This is a genomic window from Pantoea dispersa, assembly GCF_014155765.1.
GTDB lineage: Bacteria > Pseudomonadota > Gammaproteobacteria > Enterobacterales > Enterobacteriaceae > Pantoea > Pantoea dispersa.
On the sequence record NZ_SCKT01000008.1, the window covers coordinates 165,593 to 180,683 of the forward strand.

Annotated in this window: 18 protein-coding genes; 10 read left to right on the forward strand and 8 right to left on the reverse strand. The window is 57.6% G+C overall.

Annotated elements, in window-relative coordinates; translation table 11 throughout:
- Positions 1-24 precede the first annotated feature (24 nt).
- A complete protein-coding gene (locus H7K56_RS19420; protein ID WP_150361000.1) occupies positions 25-996 on the forward strand; it encodes a polysaccharide deacetylase family protein in 972 nt (323 codons plus the stop codon).
- Here the strand turns inward: H7K56_RS19420 and H7K56_RS19425 are convergent.
- Complete coding sequence (locus H7K56_RS19425) at positions 971-2,002, reverse strand: glycosyltransferase family 9 protein (protein WP_150361001.1); 1,032 nt, start codon at positions 2,000-2,002, stop codon at positions 971-973. The genes H7K56_RS19420 and H7K56_RS19425 overlap by 26 nt on opposite strands.
- Before the next feature lie 174 nt (positions 2,003-2,176).
- On the opposite strand from H7K56_RS19425, the gene H7K56_RS19430 reads away from it, so the two are divergent.
- The 6 genes from H7K56_RS19430 to coaD all read left to right on the forward strand — a co-directional run bounded on the left by H7K56_RS19430 (position 2,177) and on the right by coaD (position 8,064).
- On the forward strand, positions 2,177-3,166 hold the full coding sequence (locus tag H7K56_RS19430) for a glycosyltransferase (RefSeq protein WP_150361002.1): 990 nt from the start codon (positions 2,177-2,179) through the stop codon (positions 3,164-3,166).
- Positions 3,167-3,239: 73 nt separating this feature from the next.
- The gene (gene rfaQ / locus H7K56_RS19435; protein ID WP_088516670.1) at positions 3,240-4,316 is read left to right on the forward strand and encodes a putative lipopolysaccharide heptosyltransferase III; all 1,077 of its coding nucleotides are present in this window, start codon (positions 3,240-3,242) and stop codon (positions 4,314-4,316) included.
- Entirely contained in the window at positions 4,309-5,442 is a 1,134-nt protein-coding gene (locus tag H7K56_RS19440; protein WP_150361003.1) for a glycosyltransferase family 4 protein, read from the forward strand. Before rfaQ ends, H7K56_RS19440 begins: the two co-directional genes overlap by 8 nt.
- Positions 5,443-5,527: 85 nt before the next feature.
- Positions 5,528-6,802: a lipid IV(A) 3-deoxy-D-manno-octulosonic acid transferase gene (gene waaA, locus H7K56_RS19445; RefSeq protein ID WP_021507071.1), complete on the forward strand. Its 1,275-nt coding sequence runs from the start codon at positions 5,528-5,530 to the stop codon at positions 6,800-6,802.
- A gap of 3 nt (positions 6,803-6,805) precedes the next feature.
- A complete protein-coding gene (locus H7K56_RS19450; RefSeq protein ID WP_150361004.1) occupies positions 6,806-7,582 on the forward strand; it encodes a glycosyltransferase family 2 protein in 777 nt (258 codons plus the stop codon).
- The gene (gene coaD / locus H7K56_RS19455; RefSeq protein ID WP_021507073.1) at positions 7,579-8,064 is read left to right on the forward strand and encodes a pantetheine-phosphate adenylyltransferase; all 486 of its coding nucleotides are present in this window, start codon (positions 7,579-7,581) and stop codon (positions 8,062-8,064) included. Before H7K56_RS19450 ends, coaD begins: the two co-directional genes overlap by 4 nt.
- Here coaD and mutM read toward each other — a convergent pair whose 3' ends face one another.
- The 4 genes from mutM to radC form a co-directional block, all read right to left on the reverse strand.
- Positions 8,065-8,874 carry a bifunctional DNA-formamidopyrimidine glycosylase/DNA-(apurinic or apyrimidinic site) lyase gene (gene mutM / locus H7K56_RS19460; protein ID WP_150361005.1) on the reverse strand — a complete coding sequence of 270 codons (810 nt, stop codon included), beginning with the start codon at positions 8,872-8,874 and terminating at the stop codon, positions 8,065-8,067.
- Positions 8,875-8,944: 70 nt separating this feature from the next.
- On the reverse strand, positions 8,945-9,112 hold the full coding sequence (rpmG, locus tag H7K56_RS19465; RefSeq protein ID WP_001051798.1) for a 50S ribosomal protein L33: 168 nt from the start codon (positions 9,110-9,112) through the stop codon (positions 8,945-8,947).
- A gap of 11 nt (positions 9,113-9,123) precedes the next feature.
- Positions 9,124-9,360 carry a 50S ribosomal protein L28 gene (gene rpmB, locus H7K56_RS19470; protein ID WP_010616494.1) on the reverse strand — a complete coding sequence of 79 codons (237 nt, stop codon included), beginning with the start codon at positions 9,358-9,360 and terminating at the stop codon, positions 9,124-9,126.
- A 243-nt stretch (positions 9,361-9,603) separates the two neighbouring features.
- Positions 9,604-10,260 carry a RadC family protein gene (radC, locus tag H7K56_RS19475; protein WP_021507076.1) on the reverse strand — a complete coding sequence of 219 codons (657 nt, stop codon included), beginning with the start codon at positions 10,258-10,260 and terminating at the stop codon, positions 9,604-9,606.
- Between the two features lie 190 nt (positions 10,261-10,450).
- Here radC and coaBC point away from each other — a divergent pair, with 190 nt between their 5' ends.
- The 3 genes from coaBC to slmA all read left to right on the forward strand — a co-directional run bounded on the left by coaBC (position 10,451) and on the right by slmA (position 12,819).
- The gene (coaBC, locus tag H7K56_RS19480) at positions 10,451-11,680 is read left to right on the forward strand and encodes a bifunctional phosphopantothenoylcysteine decarboxylase/phosphopantothenate--cysteine ligase CoaBC (RefSeq protein ID WP_104094253.1); all 1,230 of its coding nucleotides are present in this window, start codon (positions 10,451-10,453) and stop codon (positions 11,678-11,680) included.
- Positions 11,649-12,107, forward strand: coding sequence for a dUTP diphosphatase (gene dut, locus H7K56_RS19485; RefSeq protein WP_031279631.1), 459 nt, complete (start codon positions 11,649-11,651; stop codon positions 12,105-12,107). The genes coaBC and dut overlap by 32 nt, the downstream gene beginning before the upstream one ends.
- Before the next feature lie 115 nt (positions 12,108-12,222).
- Entirely contained in the window at positions 12,223-12,819 is a 597-nt protein-coding gene (slmA, locus tag H7K56_RS19490; RefSeq protein WP_021507079.1) for a nucleoid occlusion factor SlmA, read from the forward strand.
- Between the two features lie 451 nt (positions 12,820-13,270).
- Here the strand turns inward: slmA and pyrE are convergent, their stop codons facing one another.
- The 3 genes from pyrE to H7K56_RS19505 all read right to left on the reverse strand — a co-directional run bounded on the left by pyrE (position 13,271) and on the right by H7K56_RS19505 (position 15,045).
- Complete coding sequence (gene pyrE / locus H7K56_RS19495; protein WP_021507081.1) at positions 13,271-13,912, reverse strand: orotate phosphoribosyltransferase; 642 nt, start codon at positions 13,910-13,912, stop codon at positions 13,271-13,273.
- A gap of 49 nt (positions 13,913-13,961) precedes the next feature.
- Positions 13,962-14,678, reverse strand: a complete 717-nt coding sequence (rph, locus tag H7K56_RS19500) for a ribonuclease PH (protein ID WP_021507082.1) — start codon at positions 14,676-14,678, stop codon at positions 13,962-13,964.
- Positions 14,679-14,763: 85 nt separating this feature from the next.
- A complete protein-coding gene (locus H7K56_RS19505; protein ID WP_249042727.1) occupies positions 14,764-15,045 on the reverse strand; it encodes a DUF3574 domain-containing protein in 282 nt (93 codons plus the stop codon).
- Positions 15,046-15,091: the final 46 nt, after the last annotated feature.

The window sequence follows — 15,091 nt, forward strand, 5'->3', positions numbered from 1 at the left end:
TTTTACTGGTCTCAGGCGGCAAACATGACCCGGCATGCATTTCTCATTACCATTGATACCGAAGGCGACAATCTCTGGCGCAACCATCGCACTATTACGACTGAAAACACTCGGTATCTGCCGCGTTTCCAGGCCCTGTGCGAACGCTATGGTTTTAAGCCCACCTGGTTAACCAATTATGAGATGGCGGTGGATCCCGGGTTTGTCGAATTTGGCAAAGATGTAATTGCACGCAATCAGGGCGAGATTGGTATGCATTTACACGCCTGGAATAGCCCACCGGAAGCACCGCTCACTGATGATGACTGGCGCTGGCAGCCGTTTTTGATTGAATATCCAGATGCTGTATTGCGTGACAAAGTGGTGTTCATGACCGATTTGCTGGAAGAAAAGTTCCAGACAAAAATGCGCAGTCATCGTGCCGGACGCTGGGCATTTGACGAGCGCTATGCTGCTGTTCTTACCGGGTTAGGTTATCAGGTGGATTGTTCTGTAACGCCACGCGTCAACTGGGCTTTTACGCGCGGTGCACCGCAGGGTAACGGCGGAACAAATTATACGCATTTCCCGCACCAGCCCTACTTCATTGATCCGCATGATATTTCACGCAGCGGTGACTCTACACTGCTGGAAATTCCGATGAGCATTCAGTATAAATATTCATCAGCAATGAATCGTGTGAAGCAGGGCTTGTATCGCCTGCGCGGCAAACAGAAAAGTCCGGCTGTGCACTGGCTACGCCCGTCAGGTGGCAACCTGGCAGATATGCAACGTGTTGTCGAAATGTCGCTGGCCGAAGGGCAAGACTATGCTGAATTTATGTTGCACAGTTCTGAATTCATGCCGGACGGCAGCCCAACCTTTAAAAATGAACGCGACATCGAACAGCTATATGAAGATCTTGAAGCGCTGTTTACTTGGCTGGCGCCCCGCTTTTTCGGCCAGACACTTGCAGAATATCACGACAGCTTCAAGCAGCGTCACTTAAAGCGCTAAGCTGCTGCCACGCACTCCAGACCGAATCAAGCGATACATCAACGCATTCGCCAGTTGCGCTCTGCATAATCTGATAGGTACCGGACCATGGATGCCATACACTGGCATTAGTATCACCGAAAAAAACCACCTGCTTTTTATGTAAGCCGGCGGCGAGATGCATCTGTCCGCCATCACTGCAAAGAATCTGCTCGCATTGGTCAAAACCGGCTATCAACTCACGCACTGATGCCGTCGGATATGGGACAACACGTGGTGAATTGAGCAACTGCAACAGTTCCCCGGCACGTACCGCGTCGCCAATATCCTGCGGATCTAATGTGCCTTGTGGCGACCAAAAGACCAATACGCGTGCTTGTTCATCTTCCAGTAATTTACTGATAAACGCGGCATAGCGAGCAACCGGCCAACGACGTTTAGGACTACGGCTACTGATGTGCACGCCATAAACCCTCCCCGGGGAAGGAAAAGCCTGAATAATGCGCTTAATGGCCAGTTCTCGCTCCGCTTCTGACAGATAGAGCCTCACTGGCGGTACGGGTGGTGCCTCAGGCGTGAGCGCAGAAAGGTAAGAATAGGTGTGTTCGACCTGATGACTACCATGAAAATCAGCTTTGTGAAACGGACGGTCTACTTGCTCATGGGGTAACGCTGAACCGATGATATTGCGAGCGCCAGCCAGTTTAGCCAGGCGTAAACTATATTTACAGGCACTCGGGTTTGCCAGGATAGTGGCATCGAATCGAGTCTGCCGTAGTGCCAGCATAATCTTCAATCGCTGCCAGTAAAGGCCTATAGCAGTTTCATGTTTACTTCGGTGTTTAGCTTTTTTATAGACAAATAATCGATCGACATGAGGGTTATGCTTAACCACATCCTCTGCAACCTTGTTCACCAGCAATGTCAGCTTTGCCTCCGGGAATACCTGCTTCAGGCCTTCCAGTAACGGCGTTGTACACACCATGTCACCAATGTTATCGCGTCTGATGACGAGTATATTTTTCATGCTAATACCCAGAGTTATAAACGTTGCTGCAGCTCAGCCTGACCTGTAAACGCTGATAGTTACATAAAAGCGAGCATGCTAATAAAGTTTGACCATTAATGTGCAAAAAGTTCTGAAGTGACTGCTAATAATTCAGAGAGGAAATGTCAAATTTTTATTAAATAATGTGGGCCTATGTTACCAGAAGCTCCCTTACTCTCCATCATTGCATCTGTTTACAACGCAGGCGCAATGTTTGAGGTGTTCATTCAGTCGCTGCTGGCGCAAACCCTGACGTCGCTGGAGATCATCATTGTTGATGATGGCTCCACCGACGGTTCCGGCGAGCGCGCCGACGCGCTGGCGCAGCAGTACCCACATATCCAGGTGATTCATCAGCCGAACGGTGGCGTGTCGCGTGCGCGCAATGCCGGGCTGGCCGTGGCGCGGGGTAAATACGTCAGCTTTCCCGACGCTGACGACACCATGGACCCGGCGATGTACCAGACGCTGGTCGACATGGCGGAGCGCGATCGTCTGGACGCTGCGCAGTGCAACGCCGAGTGGTTTTTCAAGGCCAGCCAGACAACTAAGCCGATGATTCCGCGGGATCGCCTCACCAGCACTGGCGTGTTAAGCGGGCCGGAGTGGCTCGACAAGGCGCTGAAAACCCGGCGTTACCTGCACGTCGTGTGGCTCGGTATCTACCGCCGTGAGCTGATCGAACAGCTTAATCTGCAGTTTGAACCCGGTCTGCATCATCAGGACATCCCGTGGACCACCGAGTTCATGCTCAACGTTAAGCGCGTGCGCTACACCGATCGGGTGCTGTATCGCTACTACATGCACGATGCGTCGATCAGCAACCGCAAGCGCACCGGCCAGCACAACGTCGACTATCAGCGTCACTACCTGAAAATCGCGCGCATGCTGGAAGAGATCAACACGCGCTATCGTCACAAGGTGAAGATTTACCCGAGCTTCCACGCGCAGATTACCCGCGAAGCGCTCAGCGTGTGCCACGCTATCCGGCGCGAACCGGACGCCGCAGCGCGCCAGGCAATGATCGCCGATCTGTTTAGCAGCCAGACGCACAAACGCATGTTGCGCAATGCGCGCGGCGCGCGTCAGTGGTATCAGCTGCTGCTGTGGCTGAGCCGCATTTATCGCTGGCGCAATAAATAAGCGCCCGCCGCGGCTTTAACCCCTCCAGGGTTTGCCCTACAATCAGCTCACTGAATTTTGAGATGATTTGAGTATGGCAAGCCCGATTCCAGCCCACTTTGCACCGCAAAATATTTTGCTGATAAAGCTGCGTCATCATGGCGATATGCTGCTGACCACGCCTGCCATCAATGCGCTGCGCCAGCGCTATCCGCAGGCCAACATTGATGTGCTGCTGTATAAAGAGACGCGCCCGATGCTGGAAGCGCATCCGGCGATCCGTCAGCTGCATATCATCGATCGCAACTGGAAAAAGGAAGGCGGCTGGCAGAAGTTTCGCCATGAGGTCGCGCTGGTGCGGGCGGTGCGCGCCTGCCATTACGATGTGGTGATTAATCTGGCCGACCAGTGGCGCAGCGCCATTATTACCGGCCTGTCCGGTGCGCCGGTGCGCATTGGCTTTGCGTACCGCAAGCGCGACAACGCGTTCTGGCGCTGGTGCCATAACCAGCTGGTTTCTACCGACCGTCACCATCAGTTGCATACCGTGGAACAAAACATGACGGCGCTGCAGCCGCTCGGCATTCCCACCGCCGGGGCGACAGCCTCCATGCATTTCAGCGCCGCCGACCAGCAAAAAGTGCAGGACGTCCTCGCTCAGCAGCCGATTACCGGCCCGTTTGTGGTGCTGCAGCCCACCTCGCGCTGGGTTTTTAAGTGTTGGGAAGATGAAAAGGTGGCGCAGCTGATTGATGCGCTGGCCGCTGATGGTCGCAGCGTGGTGCTGACCGCCGCGCCCGATCAGAAAGAGCTGGCGATGATCGCCCATATCCAGTCGCTGTGCCGCACGCCGAACGTGGTGTCGCTGGCGGGCCAGCTCTCGCTGCCGCAGCTGGCGGCGCTGATCGACGCGGCACAGCTGTTTATTGGCGTCGATTCCGCACCGATGCACATGGCCGCGGCGCTGCAGACGCCGTGCCTGGCGCTGTTCGGCCCGACCAAGCTGCAGCACTGGCGCCCGTGGGGCGACAATAACCGCGTTATCTGGGCGGGCGACTATGCGCCGCTGCCGTCACCGGATTCGATCAATACCAATACCGAGCAGCGCTATCTGTCTGCCATCCCGGTTGAGGATGTGCTTGCCGCCGCCAGGAGCCTTTTGCATGACTAAGTTACGGCTGGCGATTGTCCGGCAGAAATACCGGCCGGACGGCGGTGCCGAGCGCTTTATCTCACGCGCGCTGGAAGCGCTGGACAGCGAGCAGCTCGATCTCAACATCATTACCCGCAGCTGGCAGGGCACGCCGAACCCGGCCTGGCACCTGCACATCTGCAATCCGGCAAAATTCGGCCGCATTTCGCGTGAACGCGGCTTTGCCCGCGCGGCGCGCGCCTGCTGGGAGCGGGAAAAGTTCGATATCGTACAGAGCCACGAGCGCATCGCCGGCTGCGATATTTTCCGCGCCGGCGACGGCGTGCATCGCGTATGGCTGGAGCAGCGCGCGCGCATTGTTTCGCCGTGGCAGCGGCTGAGCGCCAGCCTGAGCCCGTACCATCGCTATGTGCTGCAGGCGGAAGCGGAGATGTTCAACGCGCCCTCGCTGAAAGCGGTGATCTGTAATTCGCACATGGTGAAGCAGGATATTTTGCGCCATTTCGCGCTGGATGCCAGCAAAATCCACGTGATTCACAACGCCATTGATAGCCAGCGTTTTCAGCCTGCCAGCGATACGCTGCGTCACGCCGCGCGTCAGCGACTCAACCTGCCGCAGGACGCCACGGTGATGATCTACGTCGGCTCCGGCTTCGAACGCAAAGGGCTAAAGGCCGCTATCGAAGCGGTCGCTAATAGCGATCGCTACCTGGTGGTGGTCGGCCAGGACAAACAGCTGGCGCGCTATCAGCAGCTGGCGAACCAGCTTAACTGTCTTGACCGCCTGCGCTTTGCGGGCGTGCAGCAGGACGTTCAGCCGTTTTATCACGCCGCCGATGCGCTGCTGTTGCCAACGCTGTACGATCCGTTCCCCAATGTGGTGCTGGAGGCGATGGCCTGCGGGCTGGCAATCATTACCAGCACCGGCTGCGGCGGCGCAGAATTTATCACCAACGGTGAAGAGGGTTTTGTCTGCGATGCGTTGGATATCAAAGCGTTAAACGAAGCGGTAATGGCAACGCCTGCACTTTCGCACAATCCGGCGCTGGGCGAAGCCGCACGTCGCAAAATTGAACCTTATGGTCCGCAGAGACTGGCGCAGGCACTGACTTCGCTTTATCAGCACGTCCTGCAAACCCGTTGACGAAGTGGTATGAGCAGGCGGTCAGTTTCTGTTAACATGCCGCCTTTCCTGTGTTTTTTGACGCGAACTGGTCGTAACCTTAACTATGACGACTCTCTATACAGCCCTGCTTTATCTGATTCAGCCACTGATCTGGCTGCGCCTGTGGCTGCGCGGTCGAAAAGCACCGGCCTATCGCAAACGCTGGGCGGAGCGCTACGGCTACTGCAGCGGTAAAGTGGCGCCGCACGGCATTGTGCTGCACTCGGTTTCGGTCGGTGAAACGCTCGCCGCCGTACCGCTGGTGCGCGCGTTGCGTCATCGCTATCCGACGCTGCCCATTACCGTGACCACCATGACGCCCACCGGCTCCGAGCGCGCCCAGTCGGCGTTTGGCAAAGACGTGCACCACGTCTATCTGCCGTACGATTTGCCCGGTTCAATCAACCGTTTCCTCGATACCGTCGACCCGCGGCTGGTGATTATTATGGAAACCGAGCTGTGGCCGAACATCATTCGCATTCTGCATCAGCGCCAGATTCCGCTGGTGATTGCCAATGCGCGCCTGTCTGAACGCTCCGCCAGAGGTTATAAAAAGCTCGGCGGTTTCATGCGTGACCTGCTGCAGCGCATTACGCTGATCGCCGCGCAGAACGTTGAGGACGGCGATCGTTTCCTCAGCCTCGGCCTGAAGCGCTCGCATCTGGCCGTGACCGGCAGTCTCAAGTTTGATATCTCCGTTACGCCTGAGCTGGCAGCACGCGCGGTGACGCTGCGCCGCCAGTGGGCGTCGCGCCGGCCGGTGTGGATCGCCACCAGCACGCACGAAGGCGAAGAGGCCATCGTGCTCGACGCCCATCGTCGCCTGCTGCAACAGTTCCCGGACCTGCTGCTGATTCTGGTGCCGCGCCATCCGGAACGTTTTAAAGATGCCTGCAACCTGACGCAAAAACGCGGCTTCAGCTTTACCCTGCGCAGCAGCGGCGAGATCCCCTCCAGCGCCACGCAGGTGGTGATTGGCGATACCATGGGCGAACTGATGCTGCTGTACGGCATCGCCGATCTGGCCTTTGTTGGCGGCAGCCTGGTGGAGCGCGGCGGCCACAATCCGCTCGAGCCCGCTGCACATGCCATTCCGGTGCTGATGGGCCCGCACATCTGGAACTTCAAAGATATCTGCGCCCGTCTGCAACAGGCGGAAGGGCTGATTACCGTTACTGATGTGGTGTCGCTGGAAAAAGAAGTGGCGAACCTGCTGCAGGATGACGATTATCGCCGCTACTACGGCCGCCACGCGGTAGACGTGCTGCACCAGAATCAGGGCGCACTGCAGCGTCTGCTACAGTTACTCGAACCGCATCTGCCTCCACGAGCTCATTAACGCATGTCGCAACGCCAACGTCTCTCCGTGGTTATGATCGCCAAAAACGAAGCTGAACTCCTTCCGGAGGCGCTGGCTTCCGTCAGCTGGGCAGATGAAATCATTCTGCTGGATTCGGGCAGCAGCGATGCGACCATTGAGGTTGCACGCGCGCACGGTGCACAGGTCTATCAGGCAGACGGCTGGGCCGGCTTTGGTAAGCAGCGTCAGCGCGCCCAGGCCTTTGCCAGCGGCGATATGATTCTGATGCTGGATGCCGATGAACGGGTTACGCCAGAACTGCGCCGCGCCATTGAGCAGGTGCTGATACAGCCACCCAGCGATAAGGTTTACAGCCTCGGGCGCAGTAATCTGTTTCTCGGCCGCTTTATGCGCCACAGCGGCTGGTATCCCGACCGCGTGCTGCGCCTCTATCCGCGCCATCTGCGCTATAACGACAATCTGGTGCACGAATCGCTGGAGACCCAGGGCACGCCGGTGGTGGCGCTGCCGGGTGATTTGCAGCACCTGACCTGCCGCGACCTGATCGCCTTCCAGCGCAAGCAGATGAACTATGCCGAAGCCTGGGCGCAGGAGCGCTTTCAGCGCGGTAAGCGCTGCAGTATTCTCTCTGTTTTCAGCCACACCGCAGGCGCGTTTATTAAGACACTGCTGCTGCGCGCCGGTTTTCTCGATGGTAAACAAGGCTGGATTCTGGCGGTGGTCAACGCACAATACACCTTTAATAAATACTCGGCGCTCTGGGCGCTGCATCACACCTCAACACAGGGCCGCGTATGAGCACTAAAGCGATTTATCCCGGCACGTTTGACCCGATGACGCTGGGCCATCTGGATATCGTCACGCGCGCAGCGCAGATGTTTGATCGCATCGTGCTGGCGATTGCCGCCAGCCCGAGTAAGAAGCCGCTGTTTAGCCTTGATGAACGTGTCGATCTGGCGCGCCAGGTTACGGCCCATCTGCCCAATGTTGAGGTGGTTGGCTTTAGCGATTTGATGGCGAATTTTGCCCAGGCGCAGAACGCGAACGTGCTGGTGCGCGGCCTGCGTGCGGTATCGGACTTTGAGTATGAGCTGCAGCTGGCGCACATGAACCGTCATCTGCTGCCCACGCTGGAGAGCGTGTTTCTGATGCCCTCCGAAGGCTTCTCATTTGTCTCGTCGTCGCTGGTCAAGGAAGTGGCGCGTCATCAGGGTGACGTGCAGGCATTTCTGCCTGCCGTGGTGCATCAGGCGCTGCTGGCGAAGCTGGCGCAGCCGTAATCAGTGCTGGCAGCGTGGACACCAGAAGGTGCTGCGCTGACCGTGTTTACCGCTGAGGATCGGCGTACCGCAGGCGCGACAAGGCTCGCCGGTGCGTCCATACACCTGCAACTGCTGCGCAAAATAGCCTGGCTTACCGTCGGTCTGCAGGAAATCACGCAGCGTGGTGCCGCCCTGCTCAATCGAACGCAGCAGTACGGCTTTGATGGTGTTCGCCAGCAGTTCCGCTTCCGCTTCACTCAGGCTCATCGCCGGACGATCGGGTAAGATCCCGGCGGTAAATAGCGATTCGCTGGCATAGATGTTACCCACGCCCACCACCACTTTGTTATCCATCAGCCACTGCTTGATCACCGTGCGTTTGCCGCGCGACTTTTCATACAGATACCCGCCGCTGAAGACATCACTCAGCGGTTCCGGCCCGAGGTGCGCCAGCACGCTGCTGCCTTCCGGATCGGTAGTCCACAGCCAGGCGCCAAAACGCCGCGGATCGGTATAGCGCAGCACTTTGCCATTGCTCATCACCAAATCGACGTGGTCGTGCTTCGCAGCCGGCAGTTCGCCGGGCAGAACGCGCAGGCTGCCGGACATGCCAAGATGAATGATGATCCAGCCGTGCGGCAGCTCCAGCAGCAGATACTTGGCGCGGCGCTGTACGCTGAGCACCGGCTGGTCACTCAGCGCGTGGATTTCATGGGAAACCGGCCAGCGCAGACGCGGATTGCGCACAATGGCATGCAGAATGGTTTCTCCCACCAGGTGAGGTTCTATACCGCGTCGGCTGGTTTCTACCTCAGGTAATTCAGGCATCTCATCTCCTCAACGTAGCGCAGAAACAAAAAACCCGGCCGGAGCCGGGTTTTTCGCAAGAACACCAAAATTACTTAATTTTGGCTTCTTTGTAGATCACGTGCTGACGTACAACCGGATCGAACTTTTTCAGTTCCAGTTTCTCAGGTTTAGTACGTTTGTTCTTCGTGGTGGTATAGAAGTGACCTGTACCAGCAGAGGAAACCAGCTTGATCTTCTCACGAATACCTTTAGCCATGATTCAGTTCCTTAGTACTTCTCACCACGGGCGCGGATTTCGGCCAGAACCGTATCGATGCCCTTTTTATCAATAACACGCATACCTTTAGCAGATACACGCAGAGTAACGAAGCGCTTCTCGCTCTCAACCCAGAAACGGTGAGAGTGCAGGTTCGGCAGGAAACGGCGTTTCGTCGCGTTCATTGCGTGGGAACGGTTGTTACCGGTCACCGGACGCTTTCCAGTTACCTGGCAGACTCGTGACATTTCTATTCTCCAAAAATCAAATCAGCTCGAGCTTTAAAAACTAGGTTTTGGCCGCCTCGTCAGGCCTTAGCCCGCCCAGGCGAGTTCCATGTGAACCCGCTAAGCTGGCCCAAACGCCAAACCCGAGATTCTCAAAGGTGGCGTAGTATACGCCGCTAAGCCGAAGTGCTCAAGTCCCGAACAGATAAAGATCCCTCCGGATCGCGCAAAAACGCCGGATTTCTGCCCAGTTGACGCCGCGAATTACAGCCAGCCGCGCTCGGCGAAAGAGGTAAACTCGCCGTGACCAATCACCAGATGATCTAATAAACGGATATTCAGCAGCGCGCAGGCCTGCGCCACCTTGCTGGTAATCTCACGATCGGCACGGCTCGGTTCCGCCATGCCGGACGGATGATTGTGCGCCAGTATCACCGCAGCCGCGTTGAGCTTTAGCGCCTCACGCACGATTTCACGCGGATGCACTTCCACGCTGGCAATGGAGCCGGAAAACATCTTCTGCGCCTGCAAAACGCGGTGCTGGTTATCCAGAAACAGCGCCATAAAGATTTCACGCTCCTGATGTGCCAGCACGCTTTGCAGGTAGTGGCGCGTGACCTGCGGATTCTCCATCACATTTTCGCGCGCCAGCTGGCTGGCAAAAAAGCGCCGACCCAGTTCCGCAATGGCATGCAGTTGCGTCATTTTGGCGCTGCCGACGCCCTTTATCTGCCCCAGCTCCTCTTTACTGGCGGTCATGATGCGATACAGCGAACCGAATTCATTCAGCATCAGCCGCGCCAGCCCCATCACGCTGTTGCCGCGCGTGCCGGTACGTAAAAAGATCGCCAGCAGCTCGGCATCGCTTAGCGCCTCGGCGCCCAGCAGCGTCAATTTTTCCCGTGGTGCCAGTTCCGTCATCGTTCCGCCCTCCCTGCAATGCCGCCATTCTGCGCCGGTGCATTGCAGGCCACCAGCGGCGCGTGACAAATTCCAGAGCCGGCTCGCAAAGGGCGCAGGCAGTGAAAAGGCGGGTCGCCGATTTTGTGATAAAGTTGCCTGCATCTGTCGCGCCAGGCGCGGCACTCTGCGTTGAAGTGAGGCAAACAACATGATGGGATTAGCCGGAAAAAAAATTCTGCTGGGCGTCAGCGGCGGCATCGCGGCCTATAAAGCACCGGAACTGGTGCGCCGCCTGCGCGATCGCGGCGCGGATGTCCGCGTGATGATGACCGATGCGGCCAAAGCCTTTATTACGCCGCTCAGCCTGCAGGCGGTTTCCGGCTATCCGGTGTTTGATGACCTGCTCGACCCGGCGGCCGAAGCGGCAATGGGCCATATCGAACTGGCAAAATGGGCCGATTTGATTGTGCTTGCGCCCGCAACCGCCGATCTGATTGCGCGCATTACCGCTGGCATGGCAAACGACCTGGTCACCACCGCCTGCCTGGCCAGCGCGGCACCGGTCGCCATCGTGCCGGCCATGAACCAGCAGATGTACCGCGCGGCAGTCACGCAGGAGAATCTGCAGCGTCTGGCGCAGCGCGGCGTGCTGATCTGGGGACCGGACAGCGGCAGCCAGGCGTGCGGTGATATCGGCCCGGGCCGCATGCTGGACCCGCTGGCCATCGTTGCGCATGCGCTGGAGTGGGCCGCGCCCGTCAACGATCTGCAACATCTCAACATTATGATCACCGCCGGTCCAACCCGAGAAGCGCTGGATCCGGTGCGCTATATCAGTAATCACAGCTCCGGCAAGATGGGCTATGCGGTTGCCGCGGCTGCGGCGAAGCGCGGCGCAAACGTGACGCTGGTTTCCGGTCCGGTGAACTTAGCCACGCCCGCCGGCGTGACGCGTATTGATGTCAACAGCGCACTGGAGATGGAAGCGGCGGTGATGGCGCAAATCAGCCAACAAGATATTTTCATTGCCAGCGCAGCCGTGGCAGACTACCGGGCGGCAAACATTGCCGCAGAGAAAATTAAAAAACAGGGTGGCGATGATAACGTCACGCTGCAGCTGGTGAAGAACCCGGATATTGTCGCAGGCGTCGCGGCGCTCAAAGTGCAGCGCCCTTTCGTGGTGGGATTTGCTGCCGAAACCCAGAATGTGGAAGAATACGCGCGGCAAAAACGGGTGCGGAAAAACCTGGACCTGATTTGCGCCAATGATGTGGCGCAGGCCGGGCAGGGCTTCAATAGCGACACCAATGCTCTTCACCTTTTTTGGCAGGAGGGAGAGAAAGTCTTACCGCTCAGTGATAAGACGCTCCTTGGCCAACAATTAATAGACGAGATTGTCAGCCGTTATGATGAAAAAAATCGACGTAAAAATACTTGATGCGCGCGTAGGCAAGGAATTCCCACTACCCACCTATGCGACCTCTGGCTCCGCGGGTCTCGATCTGCGCGCCTGCCTTGATGACGCACTGGAAATCGCACCGGGCATGACCACGCTGGTGCCGACCGGCCTGGCGATTCACATTGCCGATCCGTCACTGGCTGCCGTAATCCTGCCGCGCTCCGGTCTCGGTCACAAACACGGCATCGTACTGGGTAACCTGGTAGGGCTGATTGACTCCGACTATCAGGGCCAGCTAATGGTTTCAGTGTGGAATCGTGGCCAGGATAGCTTCACGCTGCAGCCTGGCGATCGCCTGGCCCAGCTGGTGTTTGTACCGGTGGTGCAGGCCGAATTTAACCTGGTGGAAGATTTTGACGCCAGCGATCGCGGCGCAGGCGGTTTCGGTCACTCTGGCCGTCAGTAATACGCTCACTTTTCGCATAGCCATCTTTTTATTTCTTGTCGCCACAGGCCGCTTTATCTGTGGCAGATAAGGCAGTATTGCCTGTTTTTGGTGAATTTCAGGGGTGTTGAAGGTCATGGCAGAAAAAAAAGTCGCGAAACGGAATCGTCGCGAAGAGATTTTGCAGGCGCTGGCGCAAATGCTGGAGTCGGGCGATGGCAGTCAGCGTATCACCACCGCCAAGCTGGCCGCCAATGTCGGCGTTTCGGAAGCGGCGTTATATCGCCACTTTCCCAGCAAAACGCGCATGTTTGATAGCCTGATTGAGTTTATTGAAGACAGTCTGATTACCCGCATCAATCTGATCCTGAAAGATGAAAAAGAGACGATGGCGCGCCTGCGCCTGATCGTGCAATTGCTGCTGGGATTTGGTGAGCGTAATCCAGGGCTGACGCGCATCCTGACCGGCCACGCGCTGATGTTTGAACAGGATCGTCTGCAGGGGCGCATTAATCAGCTGTTTGAGCGTATCGAAGTTCAGCTGCGCCAGGTGATGAAAGAGAAGAAGATGCGCGACGGCGAAGGTTTCCAGACCGATGAGACGCTGCTCGCCAGCCAGCTGCTGGCGTTCTGCGAAGGTTTGCTGTCACGCTATGTGCGCTCGGAGTTCCGCTATCGTCCGACCGCCGATTTCGACAGCCGCTGGCCGCTGATTGCAGCACAGCTGGTTTAATACGCACAGCGGATTTGTAGCGGCGCGATCCATTGCGCAATAAATTGCGCCGCTACGCTATCGTGCGGTGCTGAATATCGCGCTAAACCTTAAATGCCGTACTCTTTGCGATACGCCCCGACCTTCGCCACCTGGTGCGCATCAATGCGCACCCTACGCCCTGGCATCCTGCGACTGTAGAGGCGCCATTCATGGCGACCGCGGCAAACCTTAAATGCCGTACTCTTTGCAATCGCCCCGACCTTCGCCACCTGGTGCGCATCAATGCGCACCCTGTGACCTGGCATCCTGCGACTGTAGGGTCGCCATTCATGGCGACCGCAGCAAACCTTAAATACCGTACTCTTTGCGATACGCCCCGACCTTCGCCACCTGGTGCGCATCAATGCGCACCCTGTGACCTGGCATCCTGCGACTGTAGGGTCGCCATTAATGGCGACCGCGGCAAACCTTAAATACCGTACTCTTTGCGATACGCCTTCACCTTCGCCAGATGATCGGCCATCTCTGGCTTCTCCGCCAGGTAATCAATCAGCTCGCTCAGCGTAATGATCGCGGTGACCTTGCACTGATAATCGCGCTCCACTTCCTGAATCGCGGAAATCTCGCCACGGCCACGCTCCTGGCGGTCGAGTGAAATCAGCACGCCGGCCAGCGTAGCATTGTGGGCGTTAATGATGTCCATCGATTCACGAATTGCCGTGCCGGCGGTGATCACATCATCGACCAGCATCACTTTGCCCTGCAGCGGGCTGCCCACCAGTAAACCGCCTTCGCCGTGATCTTTGGCCTCTTTACGGTTAAAACAGTACGGCACATCGCGGTCATGATGATCGGCCAGCGCCACGGCGGTAGTGGTCGCAATTGGAATGCCTTTGTAGGCCGGGCCAAACAGCAGGTCGAAATCGACGCCGCCATCCACCAGCGCCTGCGCATAGAAACGGCCCAGCAGCGCTAAATCACGCCCGGTATTGAACAGACCGGCATTAAAGAAATAGGGACTTTTGCGGCCGGACTTCAGGGTGAACTCACCAAACTTCAATACCCCTTTGTTCAGGGCGAACTCAATAAACTGACGCTGCCAGGCTTTCATTTCTCACTCCTCAAATAAAGAAAAGGCGACTCTGTGGTCGCCTGTTACATCAATCAATTAACGCCGCTTTCTGCGCCTGAATCAGCTGCTCAATGCCGCCGCGCGCCAGCGCCAGCAGCTGCAACAACTCGTCATGGCTGAACGGCTCGCCTTCTGCGGTGCCCTGCACCTCAATCATGCGGCCATCTTCGGTCATCACCACATTCATATCCGTTTCAGCGGCGGAGTCTTCAACATACTCTAAATCACACACCGCTTCACCGGCCACGATGCCGACCGAGATCGCCGCCACCATACCTTTCAGCGGGCTGGCTTTCAGTTTACCGGCTGCCACCAGCGCGTTCAGCGCATCCGCCAGCGCCACGCAGGCACCGGTGATTGCCGCGGTGCGCGTGCCGCCGTCGGCCTGAATTACGTCGCAGTCCAGCGTGATGGTGAATTCACCCAGCGCCTGCAGATCAACCGCCGCACGCAGCGAGCGGGCGATAAGGCGCTGGATTTCCAGCGTACGACCGCCCTGCTTGCCTTTGGCGGCTTCACGCGCCATACGGCTGTGCGTCGAACGCGGCAGCATGCCATATTCTGCGGTTACCCAGCCCTGACCTTTGCCTTTGAGAAAACGCGGCACGCCCTCTTCAACGGTCGCGGTGCACAGGACTTTGGTTTCGCCGAACTCGACAAGAACCGAGCCTTCCGCATGTTTGGTAAAGTGACGAGTGAGGGTGACGGGACGCACTTCAGAAGTGCTACGGCCTGCTGGACGCATGGTTTCTCTCCGGCTTGCTTGGGTTTGGCTGCGCATTATACGGACTTCACAGGCGGCTGTCCTGCCCGCGTGCAGGCAGCGCGTGTTACAGCGCCGCGCACACCAGCGAGTCGATACGCGTTACCGGTTGTGTCGCAAAACGATTTTTAAACTTGTCGCGCAGCGCGTTAATGCTTTCGGAGCTGGCCCGATCCGCCGGATGAAGCAATACCAGTACCTTGCGATTGCCCTGCGGGCCGCGGCCATCGTAAATCGTCAGCGGCGAGGGAAAGTGCGGCGTGATGTCGCGTTCAGCAAACTGCGACCAGCCCGCTGCGCTGCTAGCGGAGGACGGCAGGTCAAACCACAGCGTGGTTTGCATCATCATCTCGCCGGCCCCGCACACGGCCACGGGCGCGGTGTGCGGCGGAATA

Coding starts and splice junctions, on each gene's coding strand:
- radC (WP_021507076.1), bottom strand. CDS start 10,260: ATGACGGAACTGGCACCACGGGAAAAATTGACGCTGCTGGGCGCCGAG.
- H7K56_RS19425 (WP_150361001.1), bottom strand. CDS start 2,002: ATGAAAAATATACTCGTCATCAGACGCGATAACATTGGTGACATGGTG.
- H7K56_RS19505 (WP_249042727.1), bottom strand. CDS start 15,045: ATGATGATGCAAACCACGCTGTGGTTTGACCTGCCGTCCTCCGCTAGC.
- slmA (WP_021507079.1), top strand. CDS start 12,223: ATGGCAGAAAAAAAAGTCGCGAAACGGAATCGTCGCGAAGAGATTTTG.
- rph (WP_021507082.1), bottom strand. CDS start 14,678: ATGCGTCCAGCAGGCCGTAGCACTTCTGAAGTGCGTCCCGTCACCCTC.
- waaA (WP_021507071.1), top strand. CDS start 5,528: ATGACGACTCTCTATACAGCCCTGCTTTATCTGATTCAGCCACTGATC.
- rpmB (WP_010616494.1), bottom strand. CDS start 9,360: ATGTCACGAGTCTGCCAGGTAACTGGAAAGCGTCCGGTGACCGGTAAC.
- H7K56_RS19440 (WP_150361003.1), top strand. CDS start 4,309: ATGACTAAGTTACGGCTGGCGATTGTCCGGCAGAAATACCGGCCGGAC.
- coaBC (WP_104094253.1), top strand. CDS start 10,451: ATGATGGGATTAGCCGGAAAAAAAATTCTGCTGGGCGTCAGCGGCGGC.
- H7K56_RS19450 (WP_150361004.1), top strand. CDS start 6,806: ATGTCGCAACGCCAACGTCTCTCCGTGGTTATGATCGCCAAAAACGAA.
- H7K56_RS19430 (WP_150361002.1), top strand. CDS start 2,177: ATGTTACCAGAAGCTCCCTTACTCTCCATCATTGCATCTGTTTACAAC.
- rfaQ (WP_088516670.1), top strand. CDS start 3,240: ATGGCAAGCCCGATTCCAGCCCACTTTGCACCGCAAAATATTTTGCTG.
- dut (WP_031279631.1), top strand. CDS start 11,649: ATGATGAAAAAAATCGACGTAAAAATACTTGATGCGCGCGTAGGCAAG.
- H7K56_RS19420 (WP_150361000.1), top strand. CDS start 25: ATGACCCGGCATGCATTTCTCATTACCATTGATACCGAAGGCGACAAT.
- rpmG (WP_001051798.1), bottom strand. CDS start 9,112: ATGGCTAAAGGTATTCGTGAGAAGATCAAGCTGGTTTCCTCTGCTGGT.
- coaD (WP_021507073.1), top strand. CDS start 7,579: ATGAGCACTAAAGCGATTTATCCCGGCACGTTTGACCCGATGACGCTG.
- pyrE (WP_021507081.1), bottom strand. CDS start 13,912: ATGAAAGCCTGGCAGCGTCAGTTTATTGAGTTCGCCCTGAACAAAGGG.
- mutM (WP_150361005.1), bottom strand. CDS start 8,874: ATGCCTGAATTACCTGAGGTAGAAACCAGCCGACGCGGTATAGAACCT.